Origin of the sequence: Crocinitomix catalasitica ATCC 23190, assembly GCF_000621625.1 — a bacterium.
Taxonomy (GTDB): domain Bacteria; phylum Bacteroidota; class Bacteroidia; order Flavobacteriales_D; family Crocinitomicaceae; genus Crocinitomix; species Crocinitomix catalasitica.
The window spans coordinates 19,794-43,927 of record NZ_JHXV01000015.1 but is presented as its reverse complement, the minus strand read 5'-3'; the positions used below and the strand labels follow the sequence as shown (position 1 = coordinate 43,927).

Sequence of the window (24,134 nt, the reverse complement as noted above, 5' to 3'; positions counted from 1 at the left end):
TATGAAAAGTGTTCTAACATTTTTGCTGCTATTTTCAATTAGTCTGATCCCTCATTCGCAAATTATTACACAAAACATTCGCGGTACAATTGTAGACAGTGAAACAAAATTTCCGCTTATAGGCGCTAAGGTTAGAATTACAACCATAACCGATAAAACAATTGGGGCAGTCTGTGATATAGATGGAAACTTCACCTTGAATAATATTCCAGTCGGTAAACATATATTAGTGACCAATTTCACCGGCTACGAAGCTAATTCTATCACAATCGAATTGACATCAGGAAGAGAATACATCACAACAATCGAATTGACTGAAAAAATCATTACTGGGCAAGAAGTAGTAGTAACGAATGTCAAAAATGATGAAGTACTGAACGATATGGCAGTGGTTAGTGCTCAAAAATTTTCAGTCGAAGAAACAAATAGATACGCAGGAAGTCGAGGTGATCCAGCAAGAATGGTATCCAACTATGCTGGAGCATCCGGAACAGATGACTCAAGAAATGACTTAGTTATTCGTGGTAATTCTCCACTTGGAATTATTTATCGAATTGAGGGTGTATCCATTCCGAATCCCAGTCATTTTGCTATTGCAGGATCAACTGGAGGACCTGTTTCTCTATTGAACAATAAAATCCTAGATAATTCAGATTTCTTTATGAGTGCCTTTCCAGCGGAATACGGTAACAGTACTTCCGGCGTATTCGATCTGAGATTAAGACAAGGAAACAATCAAAAACACGAATTCACTGGACAATTCGGATTATTAGGAACAGAAATTCTAGTTGAAGGTCCCCTGAGCAAAAATTCTAAAGCGAGTTATTTAATCATGGGACGTTATTCAACCCTCACAATGATTGATAAACTCGGAATAAAATATGGTACTGATGCTGTTCCAAGATACGGAGATGGTGCCTTCAAGTTTAATTTTCCTACTAAAAAAGGTGGGCAAATTTCTTTTTGGGGAATGGGTGGTACCAGTCAAATTGATATCTTAATTTCAGATCAAATTGAACCAGCCCAAGATGCATTCGGAGACCAAGATAGAGACCAATATTTTGGATCAGATATGATTGTTACCGGCCTTACGTATAAAAAACCAATCAATAAAAGTCTCTTCCTCAAATCTACATTGTCGTATTCATTACAAAATCAACATACCAATCACGAATATATTTTGAGAACATTAAACGAAGATAATACATGGGAATATAACGCAGATCCTTTTACAATGATGGGCTACTCGTATTACATTACGACCTTAGCAGGTTATGTAAGTTTGACCAAAAAATTTAATGCTAATCATATCGTCAAATACGGAATCAACGTCGATGCGTATTCATTCAATATGCGTGATTCCATTCGAACAGACATCTCTGATTCAACAGCCAACTTTTATTATAGATGGAACTATCAATCTGACAATCTCTCATATATGATTCAACCATTTGTACAATGGAAATATAATATCAATAGAAGGTTGACAATGAACCTCGGTTTACATGCACAATATTTCACGCTAAGTAATTCGTTCTCGCAATTAGAACCTAGATTTGGAATGAAATATGAGGTATCCGAAAAAGGAAGTATTGCTGCTGGAGCCGGTATGCATTCACAAAGTCACCCATTATATATCTACACTTATCAACTGAACGGAAATACAGCACCACATAATTTAGGAATTGATTTCTCAAAAAGTATACACACAGTTCTAAGTTACAGCCATAACTTTAATAAAAGCACTAAGTTCAAAACAGAAATCTACTATCAACATTTGTACAATATCCCAGTCGAGCAGAAATCATCAGCTTTTTCCATTCTTAACCAAGGAAGTGGATTTGCAAGATTCTTCCCTGACACGCTAGTCAACGAAGGTACAGGCACCAATATGGGGTTAGAATTAACACTACAAAAATCATTCGATAAAAGTTTTTATTTCATGACAACTGCCAGTTTATACGATTCTAAATATAGAGGCAGTGACGGCATTCAAAGAAATACAGATTTTAACGGTAATTTTATCATTAATGGTCTTATAGGTAAAGAATTCAAGGTTGGAGAAAACAAAAAAAATAAAATATCATTGGGATTAAAAATCACTTATGCCGGAGGTAAAAGGTATGGAAACGTTAACCAGGTTATGACAGATTCGATTAAGGAAATTGTGTTTTTAGATGAAGGTTATAATGAGCAACAATTCGCTAATTACTTTAGATTCGATGTGAAAGTAAACTACATTTTAAATGCTAAAAAAATGTCACATGAAATTGGAATCGACTTGGTGAATTTGCTTAACACAAAAAACATACTTGGGTTAACCTATTCACCTGATAGCCCAACTTTAATCGCAGAAAGATATCAATTAGGCTTCTTGCCGGTATTCTATTATAAGATCGACTTCAAAATTGCACGAAAAAACCCAAAACTTAATTAACCTCACCCAATGAGTAAACACATAAGACTTTCTTTAACCTTCTTTCTTTTCCATTTAATAAGCTTCTCTCAAAATAAAATTCCTATTGATGCCAAAGCATACGACGAATGGAAAGCCATAGAAAATGTCCATCAAAGTAAATCGGGGCTTACTATCACTTACGAAATAAATCCTCAAGAAGGAGACGGATATCTATTCGTTAAAAATCCTTTACAAAATGATAGCATAGTAATTAGTCGAGGTAAAAACGCAGCCATTCATTACCAGGACAAATTCGTTGTCGGTATTATCCAACCGCAACATGATACCGTAAGAAAATTAAAATTAGCCGATACTAAAAAGGATAAACTACCCAAGGATTCATTATTTATATATCTAACAAACAAAGACACCCTTTTAACTTTTGAGGAGATTAAATCGTTTAAAATTGCCCCAGAAGGAGACTGGATCGCCTATCTCTCAGAAAACGATAATCAACCTCAATGCAAAAAGAAAAAATGTACGCTATTTAAAAAGAATAAATGCGAAGAACAAAGTACTTCAGGCACTACTTTAACCTTGTTTAATCCAATAAATAATGTAAGTCATACTATTCATTACGTAAAGGATTACGCAGTAGACAAGTTTGGTAAAAATTTAGTTTATACTAGCAGTAATAAAGGTGAAACGGATACCCTCAGCGTATACAGAATAGATTTGAATACTTTACAGGAAACAAAATTACAGGATCATCAGTTAGAAGTGAAAAACATCATTTTTGATAAAGCAGGAAATTATTTTGCTTACATCTTCAGTGCTGATACGAACAAAATAAAAAATTATGCTTTAAATATTTTCAATGTAACTTCACAATTACCCTTCGCAAGTATAGACACACTCAGTAAAAACATGCCTGACAGCTCTGCAGTTTCGAGTAACTTTAAACCTTACTTTTCCGATGATAGTAAAAAATTATTCTTCGGCACGGCCTCTATCAATAGACCAGAACCAGAGGACACATTACTTGACACTGAAAAGGCCGTTGTCGATATTTGGGGACCGAGTGACTTGCGTATTCAACCTCAGCAGTTAAATGAAAAACGGAAAGATGAAAAAAATTCTAATCTAGCTCTTTATCATCTACAAGAGCAAAAAATAACACCAATTGGAATTGATTTATTCGAACGCATTTCTGTTTCCTCCAAACCAGCTATTAATTATGCATTGGCTTATGCATCGAATAAATATAAGAAAGAAGCGACATGGGACTTCCCTTGGAAGAATGATGTTTATCGCGTTGATCTTCTAACAGGAGATACTTTACTTTTAAAAGAAGGCATCGCTTATTCCAATGCCCTATCTCCAAATGGAGATGTTTTTATTTATTATAATGGCATTGATTCATCTTGGTATTCTTATTTAATTGAAAAAGAAATCACTATTAATCTTACAAAAAAATTAGGAGACTTGTTCGCTTCTGACAATAACGGAAACCCTTTTATCACATTTTCAAATAGAGGAAGTGGATGGACTAAAATTAATAATGAAGTATACTATTTGGTGAATGCAGAATATGATATTTGGGCTTTGCATCCAAGTGAACCGAATAAGACATTTTGTATTACAAATGGAATTGGAAAAGATCAAAAAATGATCTACAGATATCAACGATTTGATTATGACAGTACCTATACAAATATCGAAACTGGTTTAATAAAAAGCACGAATGACGATACGAAGCAAGAAGGTTATTCTAAAATTCAATTAAATGCAAATGGCCCTATCCTTACCCAGCTAATTGAGTCACCTCATCGTTATACCTATATAAGTAAAGCTGATGATACAGACAATATTTTATTTAGAAGAATGAGTTTTGAAACATATCCAGAATTAGAAATTACAGATTTAAATTTTAAAGAAATAAAGACAATAACATCGACAAATCCGCAACAAAAAAATTACAATTGGGGAACAGTTGAACCCGTTAAATGGACTTCCTATAAAGGTCTTGAATTAGATGGACTTTTATACCGACCTGAAGATTTCGATTCAACAAAAAAGTATCCAATGATTGTTTACTTCTATGAAAAATACAGTGACAACATCCACTTTTATTATACACCTAAACCAACAGCTTCAATAATCTATCCGACCGAATATGTGAGTAATCAGTATATTGTTTTTATTCCAGACATTCTTTATGAACCTGGTCATCCGGCAAAATCAGCTTTTGATTGTATAGTAAGTGGAACAGATTATTTATTGGACAAATACGAATGGATTGATAGCAATAAACTTGGTTTACAAGGCCAAAGTTGGGGCGGTTACCAAACGGCTCAACTAATAACAATGACAGATAAATATCATGCAGCAATGGCAGGTGCACCTGTTAGCAATATGTTTTCAGCCTATGGAGGCATTCGTTGGGGATCAGGTTTAAGCAGAATGTTTCAATACGAGAAAACGCAAAGTCGAATTGGTTTTACGATTTGGGAACGTCCAGATTTATACATAGAAAATTCGCCACTATTTGGATTGCCTAATGTTAAAACTCCGTTATTAATTATGCACAATGATGGAGATGGTGCAGTTCCGTGGTACCAAGGAATAGAATTATATATGGGACTTCGCAGATTAGATCAACCCGTATGGCTTTTGAACTATAATGGAGACGAACATAACCTAATGAAAACGGCAAACAGAAAAGATTTATCGGTTAGAATGAAACAATTTTTCGATTTTTACTTACAAGATAAGGAGATGCCTATATGGATGAAAGATGGTGTTCCCGCAATTGAAAAAGGAAGGAACAATGGTCTAAGCTATTAGCAAACGAGATTTTTTAATATCTTTACTTTTTATTAATCAATGAAAAAACTTGTATTCATAACTTTTCTAATGTGTTTGTCCGCAAACATATTCGCTCAAGATTTGGTTAAAATCCCCAATGTTATCACGCCCAACGATGATAACATTAACGATACTTTTATCATTGATGCCGAGAATTATGCCGCTTTAACTTGTACTATTTTTAATAGGTATGGCGAAATGATTTATCGTTTTTTCGGCACAAACGGAAGTTGGGATGGATATACTCATGCGGGTGTAAAAGTTAGCGCTGGAGTTTATTATGTTTATGTTGAATTGCAAGAAGAATTGAATGACGAAAGCATAATTACCATGCAATCCATTTTACACGTGCAGTACTAAAAACTGTTTTTATTGAATAAGACGAAGATGATCCTTCGTGTAATACCTAGTCATTATTCGCTAATATTAATTTCAAAATCATCTGTTTTTTCAACTTGGCTTGTTATACTTCTAAAATAATAGAGTAAACCAATAGCAAGAATTACCACCACAACTTTAACGATTAAGTTCCACGGTAATTTTCGATTGAACTTCTTATATTTTTTAATATCAATATTGTGAATCTCTTCTTCCTTTTCCATTAATTTTTAATTGGTCCAGCATATTTTTTTAAAATTAATTCAAACATTTAATAATTGCTTAACTTTGACAAGTTTAAAAGCAAATAATTATCAAAATGAAAAATACATATTTAATCTTAGTTCTGATTTTTGGTTTCGGAACCATTAGTTGTAAGAAAGAAGCTGGAGAAGGCGGTACATCTACCATAAATGGTAAGGTTTGGACAGTTAAAGTAAACGGTTCAGGAGACACAACAGCTCAATATGACGCTTGGGATCAGGATGTTTATATTATATATGGAACTGATGATTTAACTTACGATGACAAATTTTCTACGAGTTTAGATGGTTCTTATACTTTTACGAATTTAACAATTGGTACATATACCATTTTCACTTATTCCGAATGCGATTTTTGTGTTGAAGGTTTAGAAATTGTTCAACGAACAGTTGAAATTACCGATAAAAAACAAGTTGTTGAAGTTGAAACAATGAATGTAATTGAATAATGAAAGCGATAATTTCAATATTTATTTTATTGCCTTTTATTAGTTTCGGTCAGAACAAAAATGACGCCGAATTATGGACTGGTATTTCTCTACAATACGACGCGAGTAAAAAATTAAGCTTCGGATATGACGCCCAAACAAGGTTCGATAAAAATTTCAGTAATCTCAAAACATTTTTTAATGAAATTGAGGCAGAATATGAAATTCTAAACGATGTTGATTTTGGAATAAGTTATCGATATTCACAACGTTTTAAGACGGATTATTTTGAAAATGACAATAGGATAGCCTTAAACCTATCTTATGGTTTTAAACTCAGCGAAACCGGCCTTAAATTTAAAGCAAGAGGACGTTACCAATGGGGATTCGATCGTTTGACAGCAATCAACGAATATATTTACCCAGAAAACGAATATGAATTGCGTCTTAAATTGAATCTTAAATACGAAAATGACGCTTTTAAACGCATCATTCCTTTTGTAGAGTACGAAATGTTTAAGCCAATTCTAGACAGCCCCAATATTAACTTCTTAACCGCATATAGAATAGCAGGTGGTTTAAAGTTTGACTTGGTTAAAAAACACGAATTTGAAATCAGTTATATTTTTGATCGTACAATACAAACGGGTGAAACAAGTCATATCTATGCGATTAAGTATGCTTACGAAATCACAGATAAACTTTTCAAGAAGAAGAAGAAAAAGAAGAAGTAAACACGTTAATCGTCAGCTAATTCGAGATCAATTTGTTTTTTCGCAATATTCACACTTGCCAATACAACGTTTAATTGATCACCTAAATTAAAAGTACGACCTGTTCTAGAACCTACTACAGCATAAGTTTTCTCATCAAAAGAAAAACGATCACCCTCAATTGATTTTAAAACAATCATACCTTCACAGTGATTTTCATTCAATTCGACAAACATTCCCCAATCAGTTAATCCTGTCACTACACCGGTAAAAGATTGTCCAACCTGATCACGTAAAAAGTGTGCTTGATAAAATTTCTTTGAAGCTCTTTCAGCCTCTACAGCTCTTCGCTCCGTTAAAGAAATATGTTTAGCTGTTTCAGTCAGTTTGCCATACTTCATGCTATGCTTTTCTAAAACATCAAAAAGTACACGATGAACAATCAAATCGGCATAACGTCGAATAGGAGATGTAAAATGCGCATAATATCTGAATCCTAACCCATAATGACCTATATTATCAGTATCATAAATTGCTTTCGCCATGGACTTAATTGCCATTTGTTGGATGATTGAAAAATTCGAATCATCTTTCATCTCAGCAAATAGCTCATTCATTTTAGTTGCTATTTCTCGATCACTTTCATAAGTGAAATTCTTCCCGAACTTCTCTACAAAAACTCTAAACTGTTCAACCTTATCAGAGTCCGGTAAATCATGCACACGATAGATAAATGGAATTACGGTTTTTCTTTTAACATCACCTACGTATTGGCCAACTTTTTTATTCGCCAATAACATAAATTCTTCCACCAATTTATTCGCTTCTTTCGAAACCTTTTTTACAATTTTAATTGGTTCTTTATTCTCATCCAATTCGAATCGTAGTTCGGCACTTGTAATTTCCAAACCACCACTACTCAATCTCTCACCGCGCATAATTCGCGCAATATTATTTACTTTATTGATTTCCTCTGACAAATCACCTTCACCAGTTTCAATTCTTATTTGTGCTTCTTCGTAAGTAAATCGTCTTGCAGAACGAATGACTGTTTTACCAAACCATTCATTTATAACTTCACCTTGATCAGTCAATTCAAAAACTGCTGAGAACGTAAACTTATCTTCATCAGGACGAAGAGAACAAACCCCATTCGATAGATGCTCAGGTAACATTGGCACAACTCTATCTACCATATAAACAGAATTCCCTCTGTCATAAGCTTCCTTATCCAAGGCAGAGCCAGGCTGAACATAATGGCCAACGTCGGCAATATGAACACCTACTTCAAAATTACCATTCTTCAATTCAACAAAAGAGATGGCATCATCAAAATCCTTAGCATCAACAGGGTCAATTGTAAAAGTTAATACCTTTCTAAAATCTCTCCTTTTTGCGATTTCCTCCTCGTCTAATTCGATTGAAATTTTATCTGCTTCCTCTAGAACTTCAGCAGGAAAGTCCGTAGGAATTCCATAAGTTGCAAGAATGGCTTGCATTTGCACGTCAATAGCTTCTTCGCTACCCAACACTTTAATTATTTCACCAAATGGATTTTTTGCATCACGTGGCCAATCTGATATTTTAGCAACTGCTTTATCACCAGATTTTGCATCATTTAATTTTGAAGTTGGGATAAAAATATCGATATCAATTTTCCGATCATCCGGAATTAAAAACGCATATTTCGCTTGTTTATCGATTGTACCGACAAAAACACGTTCGTTTCTACCTATAACTTCAACTATTCTTCCTTCTTCTCTTCTTTTCGACTTACTCTTAAAAATTTCTGCCCTTACTTTATCGCCATGAATTACGCGATCCATTTTACTTGCAGGAATATATAAATCTTCTTCCAAATCGTCAGAAATAACATAACCCGCACCCCGTTTTGAAATATCAATTGTACCTATAATCGTTCGAACGTTTGAGCTAGCTTTGAACTTCCCTCTTTCAGTTTCTTTTAATGAACCTTCATCCGCTAAATCAACCAGCGCCTCGTATACAAACTTTCTCAAATTGTTATCTGTGATATCTAAAAAACTAGAAATCTGTTTGTAATTGAATACGCCCTCTTTATTTTCTTTAAAAAAATTTATTATTTCTTTTCGAATATCTCTACTCTTCTTTTGCTTTTTTTTCCTTATTTTCTTTGTCATTCGGCTTTTAAAATATGATTAAATTTATGAATTATTTGGCGGTATCAGCCTATAGTTAATTATTTTTAGATTATTTTTAGGCAAAGATTTATTTAATTAAAACCAATTTACTTTGAATACGCGCATCGAAAAAATTCTAAATAAGCAGATTAAAGCAGAAGCAACATCTTCACAATTATATTTAGCCATGGCTTCATGGGCTGAATGTGAAGGCATTAACGGAACTGCACAATTTTTATATGCACATTCTGACGAAGAGCGACAACATATGCTTAAGTTGGTAAAGTTCGTAAATGAACGAGGAGGCAAAGCAGAAATTCCTTCAATAGAAATACCACAAAAAGAATTCGAATCGCCTTCACATGTATTTACATTGTTATTAGAACATGAAATTCAAGTAACAAATATGATAAATGAAGTAGTCTTTGTTTGTTTAGAGGAGAAAGATTATTCTACCCACAATTTTATGCAATGGTTCGTTGCTGAGCAACTCGAAGAAGAAGCTTTAGCGAGAAACATTCTTGACAAATTAAAATTAATTGGCAATGATAAAGGAGGCCTTTATTTATTTGATAGAGACTTAAATACATTAATTAGTAAACCAGAAACTCCAACCAACTAAAATAGTTTGGCACATTTTTGGTTATGAACGGTCAAAAGCGATTAAAAGCACCTTGAGAAAACACGTATACATACTATTAGCAATTTTTTCATTTACTCTTATAAGTTCCAATAAGGAAGTTAAAAGGGTTAATCAACTCACAGATACGCAATCTGTAATTAAGGCTTTGTATATATATACATTCGCTACATTAATTGATTGGCCTGCCAATTTGCGTAAAGGGGATTTTGAAATTGCTGTACTGGGTAGTAAAACAGCTGTATTTAAAGAGTTAAATGACAAATACGCTGGAAAATCTATTGGCAGTCAAGAAATTGTAATTAAAAATTACACCAACCAAAGTGAAATAAATAACGCACATATTTTATATATTACCGAAGAAAAAAGTCAATACATTTCAAGTTTGGCTGAACAATTAAAACCAAAAAGTACTTTAATTGTTTCAGAAAGACCAGGCGGTTTGAGTAGAGGCGCAATTGTCAATTTTATAGTTGAAGGTAATATACAGAAATATGAAATAAACTTAAAAAATGCTAAAAGACATAGCCTAGTTATTGCATCAAAACTAGCCAACTTAGCTGCCAATCGCGTCGAATGAAAATATTTAAACACATATCGCTAATCATGCTAATCTTCCTCGGAATTGGAAGTTTTGCACAGCCGACCTTTACGGGGAGGGCTTATGAGCAGTACAAAGGAAAGAACTTTGACGGAGCTCGAGAACTTATCGATTCTGCAATTACTACAAATGAGAGGTTTGATTCTCAAACGTGGCAACTAAGAGGGATCATATATAGAAATCTTGAAACTGCCGACCTAAGTTATTTTAGAGAAATTTCTATCGAATCTTTTGTTCAAGCTAAAAACGTTGATTCAACTAATATCTACACAGAAAAAATTAACGAATATATTCAACAAACTATTATCCGATACTATAATGATGCTGTGCGGTTAATGAATGAAAATAAACAGTTAAAACGATCTGAAGAATCATACGAATTATACAAAGACCAATACAAAAGACTATTAGACCCTAAACATGACTTTAAACAATTCGACATTGATTACTATAATGCATTAGGAGCTGAGTATTTAGCATTAATCAAAACTGTACCTACAGTTAAACAAGACGAAGTAAGAAAAAACGCATTAGAGAAATGTGATAAGGTAATATCAATTGACAGTTTAAATTATCAAGCGAATTATAATGCAGCTATTATTCAATATAATTACGGAGCTGAATTGATAACTGATGCCGACCCAACAGGAGGACTAGAAAGATTGATGGAAAGTTTGCAAAAAGCTGAAGAACAATTCCTCAAAGCTTTACCTTATGCGCATAGAGCTGAAAAAATTAAACCGAATAGCTTCGAATTATTAATCTGTTTAATGAGTTGTTATTATGGTCTAAACAACAGCGAATTATACATGAAATATCAAACTAAGTTTGACGAATTGACCATAAATGATTTAGAAGAAAGTTTTCAAATAAACCCTAACGATCTAGAGGTTGCAGAAGATTTGTTGAGAATTTATACGACTAGCATTCCAAACGAAACTAAAGCGGCAGAATTCCAAATTATAGTAAAGAAATTAAAGGATAACCAATAATAAATTATACTTTAGGAACACCCAAAACCAGAGATGAGTTTTAGATTTACCATAGGAAAAAAGATTGGTACCGGTTTCGGTATTTTAATACTTTTAATATTTGTTGTTTTCGGAGCGACCTTTGTTGCCGTGAACAACGGTATACAAACCTTTAAGAAGAATGATAAAACATCTAACGAGTTAATCCATAACCTTACACCGTCAAAAGAGGAGGTTGTAAAACTTAAGTCGTTAATTATCGAATCTCGCCAGCTTGCCGTTCAATGGGCAAATGACCAAACTAGAAATGATGTAGGCTTTAAAATAAGACTAAAGCACCTTATTAATGATGACATTCCCAATACTATCGAAGATTTACATGGTTTGTCAAAATTGTGGGAAGCCAAAGAAAACAGTGAAGATGATATCGATCTGCTCAATGATATTTCAGACAACATTGTAAAACTATTCGAACAGTATAAAGAGATCATGAAATTATTGCCGGATATTAGTAGCTATGACGATCCGTTAAGTTTCATATCCGTACGATTAATTACAGACCAAAACGGAGAAGTTGTTAATTTAATCAGTCGTATCAATAATAACCTTATCCGTCTACAAAACAGCATTGAAACAAAAGAAAAAGATGCGTTATCATTGGTACGCACGTCTTCTGAAGAATCGCGTTCACAGTTCCAAAGCTTAAGTCTTTATTGGTGGTTAGCTGGATGCTCAATTATATTCGCCATTTTAATTGCAATATTCACGACAAACACCATCGTAAAACCCCTAAATAAGCTTCGCGATGTGATTTTATCCTTAGGGAAAGGTATTTTCCCAGAAAAGCTTGTACGTGTCCGTAATGACGAAGTTGGTGATATGTCAAATGCCATATTTGAGTTGGTAGGAGGATTACAAAAAACAACTGATTTTGCAAGAGAAGTAGGTCAAAGTAACTTTAGTGCTCCATATACACCTCTAAGTAGCGAGGATGAACTTGGTCATGAGTTGCTAAAGATGCGTGACGAACTTGCCGAAACTGAAAGAATTCTAGAAAAAAAGGTAGAACAACGTACAGAAGAGGTTGTAAAACAACGGGACGAAAACGAAAGACAAAGATTAAAATTAGAGGATTTATATAAGGCGGTAACAGCAAGTATACGATATGCAAAGCGATTACAAAACTCTATCCTTCCTCCTGAAAATATAATTAATTCTATTTGTCCAGATTCGTTTGTTTTATACAAGCCTAAAGACATTGTCTCAGGCGATTTTTATTGGTTCGAAAAATTGGGTAGTAAAAACTTTTTTGCCTCTGTAGATTGTACTGGACACGGGGTTCCAGGAGCATTTATGAGTCTAGTTGGTGCCAATGGATTAAATGCAGCGATACGTGTAAACAAATTAGATAGTCCAGCTGCTATCTTAAATAACTTAAATACATTCGTTTCCGAATCATTAAACAAAAGTCATGAAGAAAACCATATCCGCGACGGAATGGATATTAGTCTTTGTGCTATTGATTATGAAAAAATGGAACTGTATTATGCAGGGGCAAATAACCCGTTGTATATGATTAGAGATGGGAAAGTAATGGTTACCAAACCAGACAAATTCGCTATCGGATCTTTTGAGCCAGATACAAACACCTACTTAGAACATAAAATAGACCTTCAAAAAAATGATCTCATCTACTTATTTAGTGATGGATATGCCGATCAATTTGGTGGTGAAAAAGGTAAAAAATATTTATATAAACGATTCAGAGAAAGCTTATTAGAAATTGCTGACAAGAGTATGTCTGAACAAAACGTAATTCTTGATAAAAGAATTACTGATTGGCAAGGTTCTTTCGAACAGGTTGATGATATTCTTGTAATTGGTGTAAGAATTTAATAAATATGAAACAATCAGTTTTAAGCATATTGTGTCTTTTGCTGGTTTCATGGTCCATAAATGCCCAACAAAAAAGCATTCAATTTGACAAATTTACGCTAGAGGATGGTCTTTCACAGAGTTCAATCACAAGCATCGTTCAAGATAATTTTGGTTTTATTTGGGTATCTACTCAAGACGGAATTAACCGTTATGACGGCTATAGTTTTTTGACATTCAAGTCTGAACAAAACAACGAATCATCTATCCCAAACAATTATATTCACTGTCTAACCAAAGACTCTAAAGGTGATATCTGGTTCGGGACAAACAGAGGAATAGGAAAAATAAATCCGAAAACCTTAAAAATCACTCGTTACAACAATTCTATTCTACAAGACGTTGGCGGCTATATTTATACGCAATTAACATTTGACAAGCATGGACATCTATGGCTACTTTCAGAAAAAAACGGTATCATTCGTATCGATTTAGAGACTAACGAAGTCACCGCTATTAAACAAGTATTAGGAAATAGTGAAATTACGGCCATTCACATATCCAATACTGACGAACTTTGGGTAGGATCTCAAACTGGTCAAATCTATTATGCTAGTCCACCCTACTCTCATTTCAAAGATATTGACTACAATTCTATATTTACAATCGCTAAAGTCAACCAGTTCTATTATAAACAAGGTTTTCCGCTATTAATAACAACTGAAAGAGGATTGTTTTCCGTTGATGAAGAACATCGTTTACAAACCATAAGTGAAGCTATAGAAATCAGATACAGAAACATTAATACGGTCTACTCAGAAAACAGAACAAGTTTATGGGTTGGAACTGCAGACAATGGATTGTATCTTTTAAAAAAATCTGCTGACAATACATACACTTTTTCAGATTATAAGAAAAACGCATACGATAACTCCACGATTTCTGACAATAATATTTCAGCAATTTTCGAAGACAAAGAAGGTGTTTTTTGGATCGGAACGAATAAAGGATTATCCAAATTCGATAAATTCAAACAAGGATTTACAACAATATCATTGAATAATGATCCTGAAAAAGGATTGATTGATTATAATGTTTGGTCATTTGCCGAAGACAAAGAAGGTAATATGTACATTGGTACAGAAAAGGATCTGACGATATATGATAAAGAAGAAGATCAATTCCGACATATCATCCGAGACCGTAATGATGTTCATTTTTTACTAAGTATTTATGTTGAAAATGAAAACAAAATATGGCTAGGTTATGATGATGGGTTATACCTTTTAAAAATTATCAACCTCCAAACACTTGATTATACCTTTCAGAAAATAGATTTTCTATCTGAAGAAATTAAGAGAGATGTTAGAACCTACTCTATTGTTCCTACTGATACTAATCACTTATGGGTTGGATCTAGAGCAGGATTAACATATATCAATAAAGATAATTTAGAATATAAATTCTATGAAAGCAACGGAGAACCGAATAGTCCCGGTCAAGGATCGGTAAAAATTGTTTATCAAGATTTAAACAATAATACTTGGATTGTGTCGAGTAATATGGGCTTATATCGTATTGAAAAAAGCGATATTCATGGCCACAACTTTATCTATTATAAGATAGAAAACCATAATGAAGCCAATGCACATATCACTTGCATGCTTCAAACCAAACCTGGTATAATGTGGCTAGGAACATACGGAGAAGGAATAAAAAAATTAGATATAGTCTCGGGAAAAGTGAAGACTTATACTGAAAAAGAAGGACTGTCTAACAATGTGATTTACGGCCTTTTGGAAGACAATGATGGCAATTTATGGGTTAGTACGAATAAGGGTATCTCTAAGTTTAATCCACAAACTGAAAAATTCTCGACTTTTAGCACTAAAGATGGACTTCAAAGTAATGAATTCAACACAAATGCTTACCACAAAAACCAAGATGGTCAACTATATTTTGGTGGAATAAATGGATATAATATTTTTGATCCACGAGATATTACCATTAATCCTCATCCTCCAGTCGCAATTATTTCTAGATTAATTCTCGCCGTTAAAGGTGACCAAAACAAAGAAATCATTGCAAGGAATATTACAACAACCGAGGACCTCACTTTAGAATACGATCAAAACGATTTAGCATTCGAATTTGCCGCATCTAATTTCTCAGAACCTAGTAAAAACAAATTCAAATACATCTTAGAAGGGCACGAAACAGAATATACATACTTAGAAAATGAGAATAAGGTGCATTATATGAATATCGCCAATGGTTCATATACCTTTAAATTATATGCCCAAAGTGCAGACGGAATTTGGTCGAGAGAGGCGACAATGATTCATATTACCATTACTCCACCATTCTGGTTGACGTGGTGGTTTAGGATAATGGCAGGATTGATTCTGATAATTTTTGGAGTCATATTCTATCGAAGAAGAGTTGATAAAATTAGAAGACAAAAGGTTAGACTAGAAATTGAAGTTGTTAAGCGAACCCGCCAAGTAACTGAGCAGAGTAAAAAGATACAAGATCAGAAACAGAAAGTAGAAATTCAAAAAGCTAAAATAGAGCACTCCAATGAACTATTAGAAAAAGAGAAAGAAAAGGTAGAGCAACTTCTATTAAACATTCTTCCAGTTGGAACAGCAGAAGAATTAAAGAATAAAGGCCGTTCTAAAGCGCGTTATTATAAAAATGTTTCTGTATTATTCACTGATTTCGTTGGATTCTCGAAGATTGCTGAGGACATGAAACCACAAGAATTGGTTCAACAATTGGATGATTATTTCTCTGCTTTTGATGGTATTATCGAGAAATACGATCTCGAAAAAATTAAGACAATTGGTGATTCTTACATGTGTGCAGGTGGTGTACCCATCCGTAATAAAAGTAACGCCATAGAGGTAACTTTAGCCGCGCTAGAGATCAAAACTTTTATGCACGAATCTGCCGAAAAGGCTAAAAAACGTGGAGAAAAATCATGGTCGATACGAATTGGGATTAATACTGGTGAAGTAATTGCCGGTGTTATAGGTCTTAAACGATTCGCATACGACATTTGGGGCTCAACAGTAAACCAAGCCCAACGAATGGAAATGCATGGGCAACCAGGCACTGTAAACGTTTCAGGAAATACATACGAATACATTGCTCCTTACTTTGATTGTGTTTATAGGGGTAAAATTCAAACCAAACATAAAGGTCTTTTGGACATGTATTATGTCAAAGGAATCAAACCTGAACTTTCAGTAGATAAAGAAGGTTTTGAACCTAATGACAAATTTTGGAAAATCGTCGACTTGCACTTATATAGCTCAATCAACTATATGAAAGCTGAACGACATATTATGAAACTTTTGGAAGATGAATTGTCTCCAAAATTATTGTATCATAGTATCAATCACACTATTGACGTAACACAAGCAGTAGAACGATTAGCGATTATGGAAGGTATTACCGATGAAGATTTATTCTTACTAAAATCTGCAGCCACTTATCACGATGCTGGATTCGTTGAAAAATACGACAAAAACGAAGAGATTGGAATAAAAATGGCCCGCGAAATATTGCCTAAATATGGTTATACCACCGATCAACTTAATATTATTGACGGCTTAATAAAATCAACGGAGATTCCACAAAGTCCTAAAACACATCTCGAACAAATTATGTGTGACGCCGATTTAGATTATTTAGGACGAGATGATTTCCATGTTATTGCAGATTATTTACGTCGTGAACTTCGTGAACACGGAAAATTAAATAGCGATAGAACATGGGATGAAATTCAGATAAAGTTCTTGAATCAACACACGTATTTTACAGCTTCAGCGATCCAACTAAGACAAGCTAAAAAGGAAAAACACATTCGTGAAATAGAAGAAAGATACGCTAGAAACGAATACAAAGATTAACCGTCAATTCGTTCTAAATTGGCAGCTGATTGACCGTTATTCGGTGAAAGATAAATCTTTTGTTCTTCTTTAAAATAAATAAGATTCAATTCATACTCTAATGATCTACCATTAGATAAAATACACTTCACAACATATTCATTTTTACCTTGTTTCAAAGCGGTATATGTTCCACTTAATTCAATAGTACCTGCGGTATAGATCAATTTGCCTTCTGACAACGTTAAGTATACATCATGTCGATCAATTTTAATCTCGCTTCCGTCTAACATAACAAAATAAGCAGGCATTTCGCCCCCGTATTTACCAAAACAATTCTTCGGCAATTCATCCGCAAAACTTGGGATAATACTCAAAACTAATAAGCTAACTAATACAAACTTTTTCATAGAACTTAATTTTAAAACATTTAATTCAAATTCAGAATTTGGGCTTTAATCATATTGTTGATAAAATTAAAGCCAATGTTTAAGTTTTAAACATCAAAAATGAAGAATTACAAACAGTAAAACGTTAATTTTATAGTCCAGAAACACTCCTATGCAAAATTACCTCGAGTTATTACAGTTAATTAAAGACAAAGGTCTAGAGAAAGGCGATAGAACCGGAACAGGAACCAAGAGTTTATTTGGTCATCAAATGCGTTTCGACTTAAGTGAAGGTTTTCCAATGGTTACCACGAAAAAACTTCACTTAAAATCTATTATTCACGAACTATTATGGTTCTTAAAAGGTGATACAAACATTAAATATCTTCAAGAAAATCAGGTTAAAATTTGGGATGCTTGGGCAAATGAAGATGGCGATTTAGGACCTGTTTATGGTTCTCAATGGCGGAATTGGAATGGCGAAGGGATTGATCAAATCACTGATTTGATTGCACAAATAAAGTCCAATCCTAACAGTAGAAGGTTAATGGTCACAGCATGGAATCCAAGCGTTATGCCCGATACTTCTGTTTCATTCGAAGAAAATATAGCCAATAATAAAGCAGCTTTACCACCTTGTCATGCATTTTTCCAATTTTATGTAGCTGACGGAAAACTATCTTGTCAACTCTACCAAAGAAGTGCAGATGTGTTTTTAGGTGTACCCTTTAATATTGCATCATATGCATTATTTACAATGATGGTTGCCCAAGTTTGTGATTTAGAACCGGGGGATTTTATTCATACTTTTGGAGATGTACATATGTATTTAAATCATCAGGAACAAGTTGATTTACAATTGAGTCGTACACCGAAAAAACTACCTCAAATGAAGATTAACCCGAAAGTAAAATCAATATTCGATTTTACTTTTGAAGATTTTGAATTGGTCAACTACGAATTTCACCCACATATTAAAGGACAAGTTTCTGTATAACATGAAAGTAAAATTAATAGTCGCAAAAGGCGAAAATAACGCAATCGGTAAAGACAATGATCTTATTTGGCACCTACCTGCTGATATGAAATTTTTCACCGAAACAACAAAAGGAAATATCGTGATTATGGGTCGTTTGAATTGGGATTCTATTCCATTAAAATACAGACCATTATCAAACAGAATCAATGCTGTAATCACTAGAAATAAAGAATTTAGTGATCCAGACGCTGTCGTTTTTCATTCAGTTGAAGAAGCAATTTCATTTTATAAAATCCAAGAAAATAATCCAGAAGCGAAAGACATCTTTGTAATTGGTGGTGGACAAATTTTCAAATACAGTTTAGATGAAAATCTACTAGATGAGATGTTTATTACATTTATTAACGAATCATTCGACGCTGACATATTCTTCCCTGAGTTCGACGAAACATTATGGAATAAAACCGAAATAATGGAACAAGCAATTGACGAGCGTAATCAATATTCATTTAAAGTATATCACTACACAAAATAAGGAGTCAAAACATGAAATTGTGTATTGCCGAAAAGCCAAGTGTTGCACGTGAAATCGCCGCTATATTAGGCGCAAATATTAAAAAGGACGGATATTTCGAAGGAAACGGATATTGGGTGTCTTGGACATTCGGACATCTATGTACATTAAAAGAACCTCACGATTACACAGGTATGTGGAAATGGTGGAACCTTGCAACTTTACCAATGATTCCATCAAAATTTGGTATTAAATTGATGGAAAATTCTGGCTCACAAAAACAGTTCAGAACCATAGAGAGTTTAGTACAACGATGCGACGAAGTCATCAACTGCGGGGATGCTGGCCAAGAAGGAGAGTTAATACAACAGTGGGTATTATTAAAAGCTAAGAACACCAAACCCATTAAACGACTATGGATATCTTCCCTAACAGAAGAGGCCATTAGAGAAGGTTTTGAAAACTTAAAAGATGGAAATGATTTCCTCAATCTTTATGCAGCTGGAAGCTCACGCGCGATTGGAGATTGGCTTTTAGGCATGAATGCCACCCGTTTATACACTTTAAAATTCGGTCAAAACAAACAAGTATTATCTATTGGAAGGGTTCAAACACCCACCCTAGCGATGATTGTTGAAAGACAGAAAACAATAGAAAACTTTAAGTCAAAAAAATATTGGGAACTTAAAACGACATATAGAGAAACTTTATTTTCAGCGACCGTCGGTAAATTAAACACTCAGGAAAGAGGTCAAAAAGCACTCGAATATGTTCAGAATAAAGACTTTGTAGTAAAAGACTATGAACAAAAAGAGGGTAAAGAATCACCTCCTAGATTATTCGATTTAACATCAATACAAGTAGAAGCCAATAATAAATTCGGTTATTCTGCGGACAATACATTACAGCTCGTTCAAAATTTATACGAAAAGAAAGTAGTAACTTATCCAAGGGTAGATACAACTTTCCTTTCTGAAGATATATATCCAAAAATTCCTAAGATTTTACAAGGATTAAAATTTTATTCGAAGTTAACGGCACCACTTTTAGAGAAACCAATTGTTAAATCAAAAAAAGTCTTTAATAACAATAAAGTTACGGATCACCACGCTATCATTCCAACAGGAATAGCACCTTCAGGATTATCTCCAGAAGAGCAAAAGATTTATGCGACGATCACCAAACGATTTATTGCTGCCTTTTATCCTGATTGTACTGTTTCGAACACTACAGTTTTAGGTGAAGTTGAAAAAGTAGAATTCAAAGCCACAGGTAAACAGATCATTGAGCCCGGTTGGCGTGAGGTTTTTGCAAATGAAGGCAAATCAGAAAAGAACGAAGACAACTTAATGCCTCTTTTCGAGGAAGGCGAAAAGGGACCACATACGCCAGAATTACAAGAAAAGGAAACGCGACCGCCAAAATATTTTACGGAAGCGACATTATTACGAGCGATGGAGTCAGCCGGTAAAAACGTTGATGACGACGATTTAAGAGAGGCAATGAAGGAAAATGGTATTGGTAGACCATCGACACGTGCAAACATCATAGAGACGCTATTTAGACGTAAATACGTAGAAAAAAAGAGAAAAAACTTACATGCAACTGTAACAGGGGTAGATTTAATTGATACTGTACACTCTGATCTTCTAAAATCTGCAGAATTAACCGGCCAATGGGAGCATAAACTAAGACTTATCGAATCTGGTGAATATGATGTGAATCAATTTAGAAAAGAATTGATAGAAATGGTTGTCAACTTAACGAATGATGTTATGTCGTCAAAACAAACATCAATTGCGCTAGTAGATGATAAAAAACCAAAAGAAAAGAAACCAAAAGAGAAAAAATCTACTGAAGTGACGGATCTCGTTTGTCCAAAATGTAATACCAATAAATTAATTGAAGGAAAATCTGCTTTTGGATGTAGCGGTCATAATAAAGGATGTGATTTTCTAATTCCTTTTACAATCATGGAGAAAAAATTAACCAAGAAACAAATTCATGATTTAGTCTCAAAAAAGAAAACCACAAAATTAACCGGCTTTAAAATTCCCAATTCTACAAGTACCAAATCTGGAAAATTAATTCTTACGAACGAGTTCAATATTGAACTCGAGGAGTGATTAGATCATAATGAGTTACGCTATAAATTAGAAATTTTACACAACGTCCTTACTATAAGACAGTTACGTTTTTTAAATGACTAAAAAATACATCGCACAGAATCAACGATCTCGAAAAAGATGGTGTCTAACATTAGAACAAAAAAATAAGCGCTTAAAAGCGCTTAAAATGAAAAACTGAGTTAGGATTTACTCAAAATGTAGATTTGACTTGAATATTTATTCCCTCTCGCCTTTAAATTCGATTTTAGCCCAATCCAAAAAGCTTTTAGAATATTTCCTCCTTTATATTTTTCACTTAACATTGAAACATAAAATGAATCAAATTTCATTGGAAAAACTTTTTCCACTTTCATATTAAATTTATCAGCCAAAGCATTTATATCTTTTGGTTGAAAATGATAAAGATGAATCGGCAAATCGTAAGCAGCCCAGAATTCTTTATAATGTTTAGCATCATAAGAAGACATATTTGGAACGGCAATAATCAATTTTCCATCAGGTTTTAAGATATTACGAATCTTTTCGAAATCAGTATTCAAATTATAGACATGTTCTAACACGTGCCACATCGTAATAACATCTCTTGAATTTTCAGGCAAAGTATGCAATTCGTCTGTCGATTTCATGTCTAAACCAAAATTCTTCTCTGAAAATCCACGTGCATCAGCATCCGGTTCTAGACCCAAAGCATTTATTCCAGCTAATTTACAAGCATTCATAAAATGTCCAGTGCCCGCACCAATGTCTAATAAGTCTTTACCCTTACTTTCTTGTTGAACCAATTTCACTTTTTGTTTCAATGTAATCGTTCGAACGAGTTGATATAATTTATTAATTAAACCTTTATTCGAAGATGAATGAGAAATATATGATTCACTTTTATAATACTCCCCTATTTCACTTTCTAAAGGAATTGGGTTCGTAAAGTGGAAACCACAACTATCACAAGAAACGATATTGAAACTTGCATTTGAAACAGTATAATCTATTGCAGAAAGAAATTTACTAAACGTTTCACTATTACAAATAGGGCAATTTTTAATCTGATTCATTTTATCTACCTAAATAAACTAATAATATTGAAATATCTGAAGGAGAAACACCACTAATTCGACTCGCTTGACCAATTGTAACCGGTCTAATTTTTGTCAATTTTTCGACAGCCTCTGCCGACAAAGAAGATAATAAACTAAAATCAGTATCTGGTGGAATTTTAACATCTTCTAGCCTACCCATTTTACTTGCTACATCTTCTTCACGTGAAATATAGCCAGCATATTTAATTTGAATTTCAGCTTGCATCAAAGCATCATTACTTAAATCACAAACTTCATTCAATTGATTATCGAGATCAGCACATAATGATCTTAATTTAATAAGACTTACATGTGGTCTTAATAAAATAGAATTTGCTTTTACCTTTTGTTTTATTGTAGATGTTTTAATCTCTGTCAAAAACTCATTCATCTCTTCAGGAGTAACACTGACACTTCCCAAAATTTCTTTAATTCTATTCGTTGTAATTATCTTTTCATTGACCAAAGCTAATCTTTCATCTTTTGCTAAACCAATATTGTTAGACAAAGCCGTTAGTCTTAAATCGGCATTATCTTGTCTTAAAAGAATTCTATATTCAGCTCGAGAAGTAAACATTCGATATGGCTCTTCCGTTCCTTTTGTAATAAGGTCATCAATCAACACACCAATATAAGCATCCGATCTTGTTAAAATAAACGGTTCCTTTTCATTCAATTTTAAATGAGAATTAATTCCAGCCATCAAACCTTGGGATGCTGCTTCTTCGTATCCCGTTGTTCCGTTTATTTGACCTGCGAAATACAGGTTAGGAATTAACTTTGTTTCTAAAGTATGCTTTAATTGTGTTGGCGGAAAATAATCATATTCGATTGCATATCCTGGACGGAACATTCTAACATTCTCAAAACCTGGAATTGTTTTCATTGCTTCCAATTGTACATCCTCAGGTAAAGAAGTGCTAAATCCATTCACATAAATCTCTACCGTTTTCCAACCTTCAGGTTCGACAAAAATTTGATGACGATCACGCTCAGCAAAACGATTTATTTTATCTTCAATAGAAGGACAATATCTTGGTCCTTTCGACTTTATTGCACCATTAAACATTGGACTACGATCAAACCCCGTTCTTAAAATATCATGTGTTTTTTGATTCGTATAAGTGATATAACAGCTTCTTTGTTTCGTCAACTTTTCAGTCTCCGTTCCATAAGAAAACTTCACAGGATTTTCATCACCGGGTTGTTCTTCCATTTTTGAGTAGTCCAAAGACCTTCCATCAACACGCGGAGGCGTCCCTGTTTTCATTCGACCAGACTCAAAACCTAGTGCTTCTAATTGCTCAGTAATTCCATAACTCGCCCCTTCACCTGTTCTACCTCCTTTAAAGTTCTTTTCACCCAAATGAATCAACCCATTCAAAAACGTTCCGTTTGTCAACACGACAGATCTCGAATAAATTTTCTGACCCATGCTCGTTGTGACACCCTTTAATTCGCCCTCTTCAACAATCAATCCATTGACCATATCTTGCCAAAAGAAAACATTTTCATTCGATTCCAAAAGCAAACGCCACTCCTCAGCAAACCTCATTCTATCGTTCTGCGTTCTTGGAGACCACATCGCCGGACCTTTTGAAAGGTTCAACATTTTGAACTGGATAGCAGAACGGTCAGTCACCATTCCTGAACCGCCACCCAAAGCATCAATTTCTCGAACGATTTGGCCTTTGGCTACTCCTCCCATCGCTGGATTACACGACATCTGTGCAATGTTCGCCAAATTCATGGTGACCAACAATACTTTCGACCCCATATTGGCAGCAGCAAATGCGGCCTCACATCCTGCATGACCACCTCCAACAACTATAATATCATATTCTGGCAACATATCTT

At 34.0% G+C, this 24,134-nt stretch carries 18 protein-coding genes; 13 read left to right on the top strand and 5 right to left on the bottom strand.

Annotation, left to right across the window (positions count from 1 at the left end):
* The first annotated feature begins 1 nt into the window (after window position 1).
* The 3 genes from T367_RS0110155 to T367_RS0110145 are packed head-to-tail and all read left to right on the top strand — an operon-like array spanning window position 2 to window position 5,626.
* Window positions 2-2,437, top strand: a complete 2,436-nt coding sequence (locus tag T367_RS0110155; RefSeq protein WP_027419742.1) for a TonB-dependent receptor — start codon at window positions 2-4, stop codon at window positions 2,435-2,437.
* A gap of 9 nt (window positions 2,438-2,446) precedes the next feature.
* Complete coding sequence (locus tag T367_RS0110150; RefSeq protein ID WP_027419741.1) at window positions 2,447-5,245, top strand: alpha/beta hydrolase family protein; 2,799 nt, start codon at window positions 2,447-2,449, stop codon at window positions 5,243-5,245.
* A 39-nt stretch (window positions 5,246-5,284) separates the two neighbouring features.
* Window positions 5,285-5,626: a T9SS type B sorting domain-containing protein gene (locus T367_RS0110145; RefSeq protein WP_084274375.1), complete on the top strand. Its 342-nt coding sequence runs from the start codon at window positions 5,285-5,287 to the stop codon at window positions 5,624-5,626.
* 53 nt (window positions 5,627-5,679) lie between these two features.
* On the opposite strand, the gene T367_RS0110140 is transcribed toward T367_RS0110145, so the two are convergent.
* Window positions 5,680-5,868 (bottom strand): hypothetical protein, encoded by a 189-nt coding sequence (locus tag T367_RS0110140; RefSeq protein WP_027419739.1) that lies wholly within the window; start codon window positions 5,866-5,868, stop codon window positions 5,680-5,682.
* A 95-nt stretch (window positions 5,869-5,963) separates the two neighbouring features.
* On the opposite strand from T367_RS0110140, the gene T367_RS0110135 reads away from it, so the two are divergent.
* Window positions 5,964-6,356: a hypothetical protein gene (locus T367_RS0110135; RefSeq protein WP_027419738.1), complete on the top strand. Its 393-nt coding sequence runs from the start codon at window positions 5,964-5,966 to the stop codon at window positions 6,354-6,356.
* The gene (locus T367_RS0110130) at window positions 6,356-7,069 is read left to right on the top strand and encodes a DUF2490 domain-containing protein (RefSeq protein WP_027419737.1); all 714 of its coding nucleotides are present in this window, start codon (window positions 6,356-6,358) and stop codon (window positions 7,067-7,069) included. Before T367_RS0110135 ends, T367_RS0110130 begins: the two co-directional genes overlap by 1 nt.
* A 5-nt stretch (window positions 7,070-7,074) precedes the next feature.
* Here T367_RS0110130 and rnr read toward each other — a convergent pair whose 3' ends face one another.
* The gene (gene rnr / locus T367_RS0110125; protein WP_035843203.1) at window positions 7,075-9,207 is read right to left on the bottom strand and encodes a ribonuclease R; all 2,133 of its coding nucleotides are present in this window, start codon (window positions 9,205-9,207) and stop codon (window positions 7,075-7,077) included.
* A gap of 112 nt (window positions 9,208-9,319) precedes the next feature.
* On the opposite strand from rnr, the gene T367_RS0110120 reads away from it, so the two are divergent.
* The 5 genes from T367_RS0110120 to T367_RS23875 are packed head-to-tail and all read left to right on the top strand — an operon-like array spanning window position 9,320 to window position 17,211.
* Window positions 9,320-9,829, top strand: a complete 510-nt coding sequence (locus tag T367_RS0110120; protein WP_027419735.1) for a ferritin — start codon at window positions 9,320-9,322, stop codon at window positions 9,827-9,829.
* Window positions 9,830-9,881: 52 nt separating this feature from the next.
* The gene (locus T367_RS0110115; RefSeq protein ID WP_027419734.1) at window positions 9,882-10,427 is read left to right on the top strand and encodes a YfiR family protein; all 546 of its coding nucleotides are present in this window, start codon (window positions 9,882-9,884) and stop codon (window positions 10,425-10,427) included.
* Window positions 10,424-11,440 (top strand): hypothetical protein, encoded by a 1,017-nt coding sequence (locus tag T367_RS0110110; protein WP_157454193.1) that lies wholly within the window; start codon window positions 10,424-10,426, stop codon window positions 11,438-11,440. The genes T367_RS0110115 and T367_RS0110110 overlap by 4 nt, the downstream gene beginning before the upstream one ends.
* Before the next feature lie 33 nt (window positions 11,441-11,473).
* Complete coding sequence (locus T367_RS0110105) at window positions 11,474-13,315, top strand: SpoIIE family protein phosphatase (protein ID WP_027419732.1); 1,842 nt, start codon at window positions 11,474-11,476, stop codon at window positions 13,313-13,315.
* Between the two features lie 5 nt (window positions 13,316-13,320).
* Window positions 13,321-17,211, top strand: a complete 3,891-nt coding sequence (locus T367_RS23875; RefSeq protein WP_051568483.1) for an adenylate/guanylate cyclase domain-containing protein — start codon at window positions 13,321-13,323, stop codon at window positions 17,209-17,211.
* On the opposite strand, the gene T367_RS0110095 is transcribed toward T367_RS23875, so the two are convergent.
* Window positions 17,208-17,600 (bottom strand): hypothetical protein, encoded by a 393-nt coding sequence (locus tag T367_RS0110095; RefSeq protein ID WP_027419731.1) that lies wholly within the window; start codon window positions 17,598-17,600, stop codon window positions 17,208-17,210. The genes T367_RS23875 and T367_RS0110095 overlap by 4 nt on opposite strands.
* A 151-nt stretch (window positions 17,601-17,751) precedes the next feature.
* Between T367_RS0110095 and T367_RS0110090 the strand changes: the two genes are divergently transcribed.
* The 3 genes from T367_RS0110090 to T367_RS0110080 are packed head-to-tail and all read left to right on the top strand — an operon-like array spanning window position 17,752 to window position 21,198.
* Complete coding sequence (locus T367_RS0110090; RefSeq protein WP_027419730.1) at window positions 17,752-18,576, top strand: thymidylate synthase; 825 nt, start codon at window positions 17,752-17,754, stop codon at window positions 18,574-18,576.
* Between the two features lies 1 nt (window position 18,577).
* Complete coding sequence (locus tag T367_RS0110085) at window positions 18,578-19,093, top strand: dihydrofolate reductase (protein ID WP_027419729.1); 516 nt, start codon at window positions 18,578-18,580, stop codon at window positions 19,091-19,093.
* A gap of 11 nt (window positions 19,094-19,104) precedes the next feature.
* Window positions 19,105-21,198, top strand: a complete 2,094-nt coding sequence (locus T367_RS0110080; protein WP_027419728.1) for a type IA DNA topoisomerase — start codon at window positions 19,105-19,107, stop codon at window positions 21,196-21,198.
* A gap of 182 nt (window positions 21,199-21,380) precedes the next feature.
* Here the strand turns inward: T367_RS0110080 and T367_RS0110075 are convergent, their stop codons facing one another.
* Together T367_RS0110075 and mnmG are read right to left on the bottom strand one after the other, a co-directional pair.
* Window positions 21,381-22,253: a class I SAM-dependent methyltransferase gene (locus tag T367_RS0110075; protein WP_027419727.1), complete on the bottom strand. Its 873-nt coding sequence runs from the start codon at window positions 22,251-22,253 to the stop codon at window positions 21,381-21,383.
* A gap of 1 nt (window position 22,254) precedes the next feature.
* Entirely contained in the window at window positions 22,255-24,129 is a 1,875-nt protein-coding gene (gene mnmG, locus T367_RS0110070; protein ID WP_027419726.1) for a tRNA uridine-5-carboxymethylaminomethyl(34) synthesis enzyme MnmG, read from the bottom strand.
* Window positions 24,130-24,134: the final 5 nt, after the last annotated feature.